This is a genomic window from Nocardia sp. X0981, from assembly GCF_977089955.1.
The window spans coordinates 1,737,916-1,749,922 of the sequence record NZ_OZ372435.1 but is presented as its reverse complement, the minus strand read 5'-3'; the positions used below and the strand labels follow the sequence as shown (position 1 = coordinate 1,749,922).

The window sequence follows — 12,007 nt, the reverse complement described above, 5'->3', positions numbered from 1 at the left end:
TGCACCCGCTCACCCCGTGTGGCCGGCCTACTCAGGCCGTGGCGAGGGTGGCCGTCAGCGCGATCAGCGCGAGTGTCTGCAACGCGACCCTCGAGTAGAGGATGCTGTCCCACCGGTTCTGCAACGCCCGCGCGTCCGGCGGGGTGATCCCGGCCCGGGCGGCGGCCTTCTGAGCCGTGTTGATCGGCTTGGCCACCCGCGCGTAGAGGACGAGCCAGGCGATCAGAGCGGCCACCGCGAGCCCGGCACACAGCGCCGGCACCGGCAATCCGCCGAAGGCGGCGAGGATAGCGGCGGCCAGCGCGCTCACCAGCCCGGTGATGCCGATGGGCGGCATCCGGAGGTCGCCGTAGTAGTGGCCCCATCCCGCGCTGAGCGTCATGGTGGCATCGTCCAGACGCGCATACACCGAGCGCGTGATCAGCGCTACGGAGATATCGGTTCCGTAGACGACGGCGTTGGTGAGTACGGCCAGAGCGGCGAGAAGCTGAATCGGCAAAGACATGATGGACTCCTGGTGAGGTCGGGTTCGCGGTGCCCCTTCGGGCGACCGCTAGGGGATGAACCGCGATCAGCGTGTGACCCGACCGGATTCGCGGAGGAGCAGCAGGCCGGTACAGGCGACCCACACCGCGGTGAGTCCGTGGATCCCGAATGCCGCTGCGGTGGAGCCGTCGTAGAGCAGAACGGTGAGCATGTCCCCCACGGGAATGAGCGCCAGGGTGAGCGTGGTGACGCCGAGCGCGAACCGCTGTCCGGTCGCCAGCAGTATCAGGACGACGATTCCGGCAACGGTGTCGCGAATTCCTTTGAGGTTCAGGAACGCGACGGCATCGCCCGTGGGGCGGGAGGGTAGTCCGAATCCGGTCGCGATGCTCTCGGGGACGACCAGATAGCTGATCCCGATGTAGAGGATGAAGGCCGCCCCGAGCAGAGACATCCCGGTGGCGATACGACGTGAGTTCATCATGACGCTCCGATATCTAGCAGTGCTATATGTTGGAGCAACACTATACTAGTGACGATAGGCTGTCTAGCAATGCTAGAATTTCAGTCATGGGTATCCAGAACAGACGAGAGCGGGAGCGCGCCGAACGGCACCGGCTCATCATCGATACCGCGCGCGAGCTGGCCGAGAACGAGGGCTGGGACGCGGTCACGATCCGCCGCCTCGCCGACCGGATCGAATACAGCCAGCCCGTGCTCTACAGCCATTTCGCGAACAAGAAAGCCATCGTCACCGCCGTCGCCGAGGAAGGTATCGCCGAACTGACCGCGGCCCTACGCCTCGCCCGGACCTCCGCCGGGGAACCATCCGACGCCTTCGCCGCCGTGGCCCGCGCCTACAGCGAATTCGCCGTCGAGAAACCAGCTCTCTACGACGCGATGTTCGCAATGGCCACCGAACTCTCCTTCGGCCCCGAAGCTCCCCAACTGCTGCGCGACGCCTTCGCCGAATTGGTTGCCGTATTCGAGCCGTTCGCGGGCACCACCGATGTGGAAACCCTCACCGAGACCGCGTGGAGCGCGCTGCACGGCCTGGCAACTCTGGAACGCGGGGGGCGCCTGCGTCCCGGGTATCGCGAAGAGCGACTGGAGATCCTGCGGTACTGGCTGGAACGGGCCCGGTAAGCGAACCGGTAACACCGGCGGGGCGTCCGACGGTTAAGTTCGGTAACTAATGACCGGATCGTTGCGCGCCTGCGTGTTTCGAGCACGGCAGCGGGCAGCAGAAGGAGAGACCGTGCGGATCATGCGAATATCGGGGAGGGGGTGCCGATGGCGCGCCGGCACAGGGCTGATGCTGGGCATCGTGGCGCCGGCACTCATCATGACCGCGTGCACAGCTGACACGCAGGATTCCGACACGACGCGCTCCGTCACCACGACAGCCCCCGCGATCAGTTCCTCGTCGACCCCACCCACCACTGCGGCATCGGGACACCACAGTGAGGCCGAAGGCAATTCGGACAGTGGAGCAGACTCGGGGCAGCCGGTCGAACAGCCGGGCGGCACCGACACCTGCGGCGCAACTCCCTGCGGAGACACCGGAAACCCCGCCCCCGCACCAGGCACCGACACCTGCGGCGCAACCCCTTGCGGAGACACCGGAAACCCCGCCCCCGCACCAGGCACCGACACCTGCGGCGCAACCCCTTGCGGAGACACCGGAAACCCCGCCCCCGCACCAGGCACCGACACCTGCGGCGCAACCCCTTGCGGAGACACCGGAAACCCCACCCCCGCAGCCACTGTTACAACGCCGACAGCTAGGCAGTAGAAGGGCAGGTATCGCTCGGCCCCGATATCGCACGATGCCTCGATTGCCGGTCGACGCCGGATAATCCGGGTCACTGCCGCCGAACCCTCTATCTGTGTGGCCGATGAACTGGCTGGGGTCGACCACACTCCGGCCGACACGCCTCACCCCTCGCCGCGGCGAGGGGTGAGGGAGTACAGACCATAGAGTTCGGACTTCTGGTCAGCCTGCCTCCAGGGTCCCGTGGTCCCTGCTGAACCCAACATCTTCCGATTCATCAGCTGAGGGCACGCGATCCAGCGCTGGGCCGGCCCGGCCGTTGGGTGAAATCTGGGGCTGTCTGCCGTCGGCGGGAACAGAATCGTTGCTTGTGTTCGAGTTTCATTCCGAGTTGATCCCGATCGACGAGCACGACCGGCTGATCGATGCGACTGCTGGGCCCAACGGGGCGATGATCACATTGTGGGCTACCGCAGAGGGTGCGGATGTGCTCACTGCGCGATACAAGAATTCGGGCGGGGCGTCGTTCGCGCGCAGTCGCGCCACGCGGCCGGTTTCGGCGCGGGTGGTGACCTATGCCCCGGACGTGGGTGCCGTCGTCCCGATCGCGGAGCTGACGTCTACATTCCCGACGGTTCAGACCTTTCCGGACGGTGCAGTGCTGGTGGTCGGGAGGCGGTGTCGTTGGTCGCCGGAGGGCCCGGAGCACAACGCGGCCATATACGGGCCGGAAGGGGCGCTGATACGGACCGGTGTTCTCGGCGACGGTATCGAGCACGTCGCAGTGTCGAGCTCCGGTGATATCTGGGTCGGTTACTTCGATGAAGGCGTATTCGGTAACTACGGGTGGGGTGGCCCGGGACCTGAGCCGATCGGCAGTGCGGGACTGGTGCGTTTCGACCGGTCGCTGCGGCCGGTCTGGTGGCTCGATGACGGCCGATTCCACGTCCAGCAGGAGGACAAGCTGGCCTTTCCCCGCCTTAAGCGGCATCACACCGGTCTACACGGTAGAGGCGACACCCTGCACCTGATCGCCGATCAGCGTTGGTACCGGGCCCGCCCGCTCGGGTGAACGTTGCGGTTCACTGACATTTGGCGTTGTTGCCGAGTGGACCACGTCATGCGTGTCTTCGAGAATGCGCCGCTGTCCGGAACTCTCCACCCGAAACTACTTTTGAAACACGACCTGAGCTTGAGTTTTACCCTCTGAGCTGCTGTTTTGCGACCCCGGGTGATCATGAGTGAAACCCTTGGTTGATCATGTCTTCTTGCGACAGAAAGACTTTCAACAACCAAGGGCTTCAATGAACAGTGTGCACGACACCGGCTCCGCTCCCACGGTCGGGGACCTCTCGGCGTTCCGGCGGGAGTTGTATCGGTGCCTGCCCCGGCGAGCGGATGCGATGTTCGAACTGGTGGACGCAGTGTTGTGCGCGGACGAGCCGGTGCGGTCACTGCCGGAGCTGTCGTTGATCGATGAGCATCGCCGAGGGCACGGCAGTGTCTATGCGGGCCTGGACCGCGGACGGATCGATATCGCCCGCCTGCGGCGGGCGCTGGTGTCGGTGCCGCTACCGCGCGCCGCGGATGGCCGGTTGGTGCTGGCGGTGGATATCACCTCCTGGTTGCGGCCCGAAGCCCATACCTGCCCGCAGCGGATCTTGTGTCACACCTACGGGCGGGCGAAGAACACCGCGCAGATGATTCCGGGCTGGCCGTATTCGGTGGTCGCCGCCCTGGAATCGGGGCGGAGTTCCTCCGACCGCGCCTTTGGATGCAGTGCGGTTGGCGCCCGGTGACGATGCTGCCACCGTCACCGCCGGGCAGTAGCGGACGGTGATCGGCAACCTGATCGAGGCCGGGCACTGGCGCCCCGGCGACCCGGAGATCTGGATCATCGCCGACGCCGGCTACGACGCACCCCGGCTGGCGTTCGGGCTGGCCGATCTGCCCGTTGCCGTGCTGGGCCGGATGCGGTCGGACCGGGTCCTGCGCCGCCGAGCACCCGCATGGCACCCCGGGACCACCGGCCGACCACCACGTCACGGAGGCGAGTTCGCCTTCGGTGATCCAGAGACCTGGGGTGAACCCGACACCGCCGTCACGACCGACACCCGCCTCTACGGCCCTGCCACAGCACGGTCGTGGAATCGTCTGCACCCCAGGCTCACGCATCGGTCATCGTGGGTCGCCCAAGCCGGGAAACTGCCGGTGATCGAAGGCACGGTGATCCGGCTCGACGTCGACCGGCTCCCCAGCGGCGCGATCCCGAAACCGGTGTGGCTTTGGCATTCGGTCGTCGACCTCGACGCCGGCGAGGTCGAGGTGTTGTGGCAGGCGTTTCTGCGTCGGTTCGATATCGAGCACACCTTCCGCATGCTCAAACAAACCCTCGGCTGGAACGTTCCCAAATTCCGCGACCCCACCACCGCAGACCGATGGACGTGGCTGCTTCTTACCGCTTACACCCAACTACGCCTTGCTCGTGAACTCACCCTCGATATCCGGCGCCCCTGGGAGAAACCGTCAGCCCCGCAACGGCTTACACCCGCCCGTGTCCGTCGAGGGTTTCGGCACCTCCGCCGGAAGACGGCATGTCCGGCCAGAGCGCCGAAACCCTCGCACCCCGGACCGGGCCGACCAGCCGGGCACCGCAACCAGCAGCCGGCACCACGGTACGACGTGCACATCAAGACCGCCAGCAACAAGAAACCTTCCCGAACAGCCGGACCGCGACCCCGCAGAAAGTCCACAAAACAGCAGCTCAGAGGTTAAAACTCAAGCTGAGAGGTCGCCCAGACCGGCCGAACCCCCGGCGATCCCGTCGTTGCCGGTCGCCTGCGTATCGGTCACCTGCGCTTGATCAGCTGGAGTTCGACGCCTTGGGGTTCGATCGGTGCCCGAGCCTGCGCGGGAACGAAGGACATCAGCCTCGTAAGGGTTTCTTTCCGGCTCGGGAATCGCCGCGTGGTCCGCTTCCCGAACCGATCATGATTACCTGCCGTTTTTCCCACGCATCGAATAAAACTCGTCCCAGCGGCCCTCTACAGCGCATCCGAGGGGCCGAGGCACGCTGATCGGGCGTTCACGGCTCCTGCCGACGGGGCCTACCCTCGTTTCACGAGGCACCACTACATCGGGCTATTCGAGACCGATCCGGCCGCAGCGACGGAACAGTTCGACGCCGCCGGAACTGCCGGTGTCCAGCGGTGCGATCCGCTTATGCGGACCATATACGGGCTGAAACGGTAACGACCCTACCGAATTACCCGGAAGGCCCGCTGACCGGCAGAGCCGCCTGGGGGAATCGCCCCCGACAGAGGGAGTGGCCGGCCGAGAGTTCACCGCCGCGGGTTCCCGGGAGGAGCCGTGCACGATTTCCGGTTGCTCCACGCTCCACGCCTGTAGTGCAACCCTATGTGGCTGCGCCGGCATTCAGTCGATGTCGGCGTGCTGCTGCTCGGCGGCTGCTTCCACTGGTGTCATATGCCTCGTCGATATCGACAGCGTCATCAGGATCACCCCGATCGCACACACCCCGACGGCGACCCACAGCAGATTCGTGAGTCCCAGAGCCTCACTGATGAAGCCGGCCGCCACGGCTCCGGCAATACCGGCGAGCGCAGTCAGATTGCGGATATTCATCGAAACGCGGCCGAGGGCCGCGGAATCCGTTTGTTCGGTCACCGATGTCGTCAGACCGACGTTCCACACCGATCCGGCAAAGGCCAGGACCGCGAGTCCGGCCACAGCGCAGGTCAGCCCGGGAACCGATCCCCATGTGGCGCCGGTGGCAATACCCGCCGTACCGAGCACGATCCCGACGAGCCCACAGCGGTTCATCATCGGAACGCCCAAGCGTGCGCCGAGGTGTGTCGATGCCGAAGCGCCGGCGATCGCGGCTGCACTCGATGCGATGAAGACGAGACCGTAATAGAAGTGGGGAAGGTTCAGATTCCTGAGCAACAGGATCGGAAGCATCGCCATGACCATCGCCTCTGCCACCGAGATGAACAGGCCGAAGGTGGAGAAAGCCCGAAGCAGGGGGATACGGGCCAGCAGCCGGAAACCATCTGCAATGTCCTGCCGGACAGTCGATCGAGCTCGTTGCTCCCGAGCATCGTCGGGGCTCTTGATCAACGCCAGGCACAGAGCGTTGACAGCGAACGTCAGCAGGTCGACTACCAGTGGTAGGACATACCCGCCGAGCCAGACGAGGACACCGGACAACCCGCTGCCTGTCGACGACCCCGTCCGTTCGCTGACGATCAACCGGGACCGTGCCTGCAAAATCGTCCGGTTACCGATCACTGTCTGCAGATGCGCGAAATAGAGCGCTTCGACAACGAGCGCCAGCAATCCGAACAGCAGGGTGACAGACAGGATCCAATAGAAGCCGGCCACATCGAAGACGATTCCCATACAAAGTGCGCCGAGGGCGACGATCGATACAGAATCCGCCACGATCAACCACAGTCGTTTCCGACGCCGCCTGTCCGACCACACGCCGACCAGAAAACCGAGCAGAACCACCGGCACCGCGGACGAGGCGTGCAGCAGGCCGATCTGCCACTCGTCGGCCCGGAACTTCTCCACGGCGATAACCGGGAGCACTACCGCAGTCAGGGCTGAGCCGAAAGCACTGGAAGCCTGCCCGGACATGAACAGGGCGAAGTCTTTTCGATTCCGGTGGGCGAATTGCGTCACGCTCTCAATTTCCTGGTTGGCTCGGCCGAGGAGGTGGTGGACGGCAGCTCATGACAAACTTGTCCGGAGCGCAATGGTTGCGCTCCGGACAAGTGCATCGACTACAGGCAGGTCTGCCAGCTACCGGAACTGTAGTGGTGTGTGCCGTCGAAATCTTCCCGCTCGCGCGCGGGAAGCTCCTGAAGCTCGAGAACATTCTCCATTGTGTTTCACCTCCTTCGTACTGCGTTCGGGTAAGCGTCGGCCCAGGGCACCAGCAGCCCGCCACGCAGCAGCGGGAGATACTGGTACTCGGGCCCGTGGACCACGGCGTCGAGGGCTCGGATGATTCCTGCCGAGCCACTCCACACATCCGCCGAGTACCGGGTTCCGCCGTCACCCAGGACCAGGTAGTCGTCCCCACTCGGAATGAGGTACTTCTCGAGCGCGCGCCCTGTGGCGGCAGTTCGGTCCGGGGACGACCCCGGCTGCGACCGGAGTTCGTTCTGGTAGTAGACCAATCCCGCCAACCCGCTGTACAGACCGGCGTTGTAGGTGAACAGCTTGTAGGCGTCACGTCCGAAACCGTGGACGGTTTCCATCAAATGTTTTTCCGCCGGTGAACTCCGGCTGTAGCGAAGAGCTACGGTTCCGACGCCGGCGGATCCTGCACTGAGGTAGGGCATGGCCCGGTGACCGTTCACCTTGTCCGAAATCGAGATCGAACCGTCGTCCATCGGGAACCGGAGATCTAGGTCGCGTTGCAGTAGTGCCCGACCGGCATCCAGATAGCACTTGTCCTGCGTGACCGCCCAGATCCCATGGAGGAACAACGCTACTCCTGCATGCCCGTAGAGCAGGCCGAGCCGAGTGCTGTCATGTAAGACGTCGGTACCGTCACGGACAGCTCTGGTGAGCATTGCGGCCACTGCCTCGGCGTGCGCGACCCACTTCGGATCTCCGGTACGGCAGTAGAGATCGAGGTGCACCAGGCCGCGGCCGGTGCGGCCGGTTGCCAGCGATCCCGGAAGAGTGTCCGTTTCGTCGGACTCGGGCCCGAGTATCTGGACGGCTTCCTCGAGTCGGTCCAAACCGGCGAGGGTGGCGGCGATCCCGGCCGACCCGAAGTACAGGCTGCTGTCGTACTGCCCGGCCAGGCGTTCGCAATCCTGGACAAGCGAATCGATCAGGGCATCGGGCACGTGTCGTCCCTGGAGTGCCAGGGTGGCGAGAACTCCCGCTGTGCCGTAGGCGAAGCACAGTGTGTTCGACCGTATCCCCTGGTAGGACGGGGGATAAAGCCAGTGCGGACATCCTGGGTCCGCAGCGGCGAGTATTCCCTTTGCGAGTTTCTCGGCCCACAAACGAGCCTCGACAGCGAAGTCGTTGCCGGATCCCTCGGCGTCCGGATCGCCGGCTTGCTCGGATACCGAGCAGCTCTCTGGGGCAGAGTATTTTCTCGCTGCCCGCCAGATATCGTCCGGGATGGAGGTCACGCGCGCGGCGTCGCGTCGAGCTGCCGACCAGAAGCCGGCATTCCGCTGCATCAGATCGAAGGCGGGGAAGATCATGAATCGGGCGACTGCCGACAACGCGTACTCGTCGGTGTCGACTCCCTCGTCGGATCGACGGCCAGTAGGAACGTAGCCGGGTGTTCCCATTCCGGCCGGATCCTCGTCCAGGTCCGTCGCCGCCTCGAAGTCGATCAATCGCGCTACGCCGCTCGTATCGAGCATGACGTTCTTGGGGTTCAGGTCACCGAACCGCATGCCGGCAACTCTCATCCGCTGGATACAGCGGGATAGTTGCGCCAGGATGTCTCGGCATTTTGCATAGTAGGCGGCGGAGTGATCGGGGTCTGGATCGAATCGGATGAGGGGCATGTTGTCCATAACCCATCGATGCAACGTATCGCCCTCTATCCATTCCGTAACGAGGTATTCGTGTTCCCATTCGGAGAAATAATCCAACGGCCGGGGCGAGAGACCTGGAAATTCGGCGCTCAAGCGCTTCAGGGTCAGGAACTCTCTACGCAATCGGTCCTTTGCGGTCAGCCTGTCCCATGTCAGACCTGTGTATGCGCGGGCTTCCTTTATGAAAACCCGAATACCGGTCCTACGATCTACCGCGCTGTATGCGCCACCACCATTGCTGTGACGAATCGCCTCCTCGAACGAATAGATATCGAATAGCCGCGAGGGACGTTCCGGTGCCATGTCTCGGTCCGGCTGATGGAAGGGGTCCACGATACCGGAGGGAAGAATGAATCTCGGTTTCCGTTCATCCACCTTCAGAGCGCCGCCTCCGTCCCGGAACATCCTGATCTTCTCCCCTGTAGCGGGATCGAAGCGCACGATTTCTCGGTGGGCGCCATAGCGGTAATGAATCGCCCGCGAGGCCCGGTACCTGCGGTCCGACAAGATATGCGGTGCCGGCTCATCTGCCAGCCGGGAATACAGCCGGTCCATCAGCTCGCCTGCCGCAGTCGCGTCCGGCGGGTACGCCGTTGCGAACTTACCGCTCTGCGCGCGAGGGCCGTACTTGTGGTGCAGCCACAGAAAGCAGAACTCGTCATATGTGTGCTTGAACGGGATCGCGAGGTCTACGCAGACGCTTGCGACAATTTCCAGCGTCTTGTGCGAATTATCGAAAGTGCTGGAAATGTGGACTTTCCATCCGGAGTCGATCGATCCGGCCGGATTCGGTGGCCGCCAGCCGAGCCAGATATCATGCCGTGAAGCGGTCCAGCCCGGCATGATCCGGCTGGGGTTATATCGCGTTGCGTTTCGACCGGCTTCCGTCAACGGCAAATAATAGTCGGCGCTGGCCAAACCGTAAGCAACGTCGTCAGGAAACTGTTCCAATTAATTCCCCCGATGATAGATGCACTCCCCATGCAACTTGTAATTTCAAGTTATACACTGAATCATCCAGCGTCAATGTGACGCATATCACCGAAATTTGCGTTGGCCGAGTCGGTCCGACCGTAGCCCGAGTGGGCGCCGGAGGGGTCGATACCATGCGTTCGGGGGTTCGAACGTGAGCGGGTGGCTTCAGCGGTTTCGGATGCGGTTCGAGGCGGGCACGCCAGTCGCCGGTGCAGGCAGGAGAAAGTGCGCAGCGGAGACAACTTGCGCGGGTGAGGTTATGGCCGGGAGTTCACCGCCGCGGTTCCCTGGACCACCGCTGCAGATCTCCGGTTGGTCCACGATCCGCACGCCTGTAGCGCGTCCCCGCCCGGGACATGGACACGAGGCGCGCCCGGGTTTCGCCATGAGCGCTGGGACGGCTGCCTCCGCCGTTTGCCCCAACAGCGAGTGCGTGCGGCGGATTGCTCAGGCCGGTCGATGTCGTGCAGCAGCAGGACGGCCGCCCCAGCGCCGCCGGCCTGGCGAGCTTCCTAGGTGCGCCGGGCCGCGCGCCGCGCGGTCGCTTCCTGTTCGACCTCGGCCGCGACTATCGCCGTGGTGCCGACGCCGGCCGACGATGCATGGTTGTTTCCACTGACCGGCGACAGCTTGATCACGAGTACCCACATGGAGGTCACCGAACGGGTACAGCGGAAAACCGTCGCCGGTATGGACGGCCTGTCTGGTGATACCGATGTGCGACCGGTGTCGAAAACCGGTGCCGACCGCGGTATTCGGATGGAAGAAGTGTGGAGCCGCCTGGGGGAATCGAACCCCCGACCTTTTCATTACGAGTGAAGCGCTCTACCGACTGAGCTAAGGCGGCGTGCCGTTCGGCGTGGCGAGTCTATCGTCTTCCGCCCGGGAACGCGAAAACAGGTGGTCACGACGTTTGCGCGATGAGAGTGGCGGCCATGGCGGCGAGGGCGAAGCGAGGTTTGACGTTTCGGTCCAAGGCTTCGCGGCAGGCGAGGATGGCATCGATGGAGCGGAGCAGCCCTTCCGGACGGATCCGGGTGGCCAGGTCACGGGCGCGATCGGCCATATCGGGATGGGTCATCGTGAGGCCGGACGGGTCGCCGAAGCTCACGGCCAGGGCATCGCGATAGAGCCCGGCGATATCGAGGAGGGCTCGGTCCAGGGCATCGCGACCGGTACGGGTGGCGCGGGATTTCTGGCGGCGTTCCAAATCCTTGAGCACACCGGCCGAGCCGCGAGTAGCGGTGGCCGCGCCCTTACCGGTGCCGCCGGCACCGAGGGCGGTGGCGAGCTCCTCACGTTCGCGTTCGTCGCGTTCGGCGCTGAGCTGCTTGGCCTCGTCGTCGGCGGCTTTCACCAGGTCGTCGGCCGCCAGGTAGGCGGTGCCGCGGGTGACCGCCGCCACCAGGTCCAGGGCGCGGCGGCGACGTGCGCGGGCCTCGTCGTCGGTGGCCAGTCGGCGGGCGCGGGTGATATCGCCGCCGCCCACCGATGCCGCCCAGTCGGCGGTTTCCGGATCCAAACCGTCGTGTTCGCGGAGAACGCGGGCGATAGCGGGGGCGGAGGGGGTGGTGAGGTGGATATGCCGGCAGCGGGAGCGCAGGGTGACGGAGATGTCCTCCGGATCGACCGAGGGCGCGCAGAGCAAGAAGACGGTGCGCTCGGGTGGTTCCTCGACAACCTTCAGCAGAACGTTGCCGGCGGCTTCGGTGAGCCGGTCGGCGTCCTCGATCACCACCACCTGCCAGCGGCCGGTACTGGGACGGCGGGCGGCGATCTGCACGATTGCGCGCATCTCTTTGGTGGAGATGCTCAACCCCTCGGGGATCACCCGCCGGACATCACCGTGGGTGCCGGCCATAGTGGTGGTGCAGGCATGGCAGTGACCGCACCCGGGCCGGTCGGGGTCGGTGCACTGGAGGGCGGCGGCGAAGCACAGGGCCGCGACCGAACGACCGGACCCGGGTGGGCCGGTGAACAGCCACGAATGGGTCATCGCACCTTCGGCAACGCCGGAGCGCCCGGCGACCGCGGCACCGGTCAACTCGGCCGACGCCGCGTCCTGACCCACCAGACGATCGAAAACTCCCGCCACGTCCACACCCTATACACGCGCCGGGACGGAGCCCATCGGCAACCCGCGCCCAGCGACGACAGGGCGGGCGCGCACGAC

Annotated in this window: 10 protein-coding genes and 1 tRNA gene; 4 read left to right on the top strand and 7 right to left on the bottom strand. The window is 64.7% G+C overall.

Annotated elements, in window-relative coordinates:
• Positions 1–31: 31 nt before the first annotated feature.
• The gene (locus ACYR7D_RS07700; RefSeq protein WP_459548926.1) at positions 32–505 is read right to left on the bottom strand and encodes a DUF1772 domain-containing protein; all 474 of its coding nucleotides are present in this window, start codon (positions 503–505) and stop codon (positions 32–34) included.
• Between the two features lie 66 nt (positions 506–571).
• Positions 572–970 (bottom strand): DUF4267 domain-containing protein, encoded by a 399-nt coding sequence (locus ACYR7D_RS07695; protein WP_459548925.1) that lies wholly within the window; start codon positions 968–970, stop codon positions 572–574.
• An 86-nt stretch (positions 971–1,056) separates the two neighbouring features.
• On the opposite strand from ACYR7D_RS07695, the gene ACYR7D_RS07690 reads away from it, so the two are divergent.
• From ACYR7D_RS07690 to ACYR7D_RS07675, 4 genes are all read left to right on the top strand, one after another.
• Positions 1,057–1,632, top strand: coding sequence for a TetR/AcrR family transcriptional regulator (locus ACYR7D_RS07690; protein WP_459548924.1), 576 nt, complete (start codon positions 1,057–1,059; stop codon positions 1,630–1,632).
• A 998-nt stretch (positions 1,633–2,630) separates the two neighbouring features.
• Positions 2,631–3,332 (top strand): hypothetical protein, encoded by a 702-nt coding sequence (locus ACYR7D_RS07685; RefSeq protein ID WP_459548923.1) that lies wholly within the window; start codon positions 2,631–2,633, stop codon positions 3,330–3,332.
• 241 nt (positions 3,333–3,573) lie between these two features.
• Entirely contained in the window at positions 3,574–4,059 is a 486-nt protein-coding gene (locus ACYR7D_RS07680) for a transposase (RefSeq protein WP_459548922.1), read from the top strand.
• A 37-nt stretch (positions 4,060–4,096) separates the two neighbouring features.
• Positions 4,097–5,035, top strand: a complete 939-nt coding sequence (locus tag ACYR7D_RS07675; protein ID WP_459548921.1) for a transposase — start codon at positions 4,097–4,099, stop codon at positions 5,033–5,035.
• Between the two features lie 660 nt (positions 5,036–5,695).
• Here ACYR7D_RS07675 and ACYR7D_RS07670 read toward each other — a convergent pair.
• The 5 genes from ACYR7D_RS07670 to ACYR7D_RS07650 form a co-directional block, all read right to left on the bottom strand.
• Positions 5,696–6,967 carry an MFS transporter gene (locus tag ACYR7D_RS07670; RefSeq protein ID WP_459548920.1) on the bottom strand — a complete coding sequence of 424 codons (1,272 nt, stop codon included), beginning with the start codon at positions 6,965–6,967 and terminating at the stop codon, positions 5,696–5,698.
• A gap of 209 nt (positions 6,968–7,176) precedes the next feature.
• On the bottom strand, positions 7,177–9,777 hold the full coding sequence (gene lanKC, locus ACYR7D_RS07665) for a class III lanthionine synthetase LanKC (protein WP_459548919.1): 2,601 nt from the start codon (positions 9,775–9,777) through the stop codon (positions 7,177–7,179).
• 569 nt (positions 9,778–10,346) lie between these two features.
• Positions 10,347–10,484, bottom strand: a complete 138-nt coding sequence (locus ACYR7D_RS07660; RefSeq protein ID WP_459548918.1) for a hypothetical protein — start codon at positions 10,482–10,484, stop codon at positions 10,347–10,349.
• A 121-nt stretch (positions 10,485–10,605) separates the two neighbouring features.
• A tRNA-Thr gene (locus ACYR7D_RS07655) sits at positions 10,606–10,681 on the bottom strand.
• Between the two features lie 57 nt (positions 10,682–10,738).
• Positions 10,739–11,929, bottom strand: coding sequence for a DNA polymerase III subunit delta' (locus tag ACYR7D_RS07650; protein ID WP_459548917.1), 1,191 nt, complete (start codon positions 11,927–11,929; stop codon positions 10,739–10,741).
• Between the last annotated feature and the right edge of the window lie 78 nt (positions 11,930–12,007).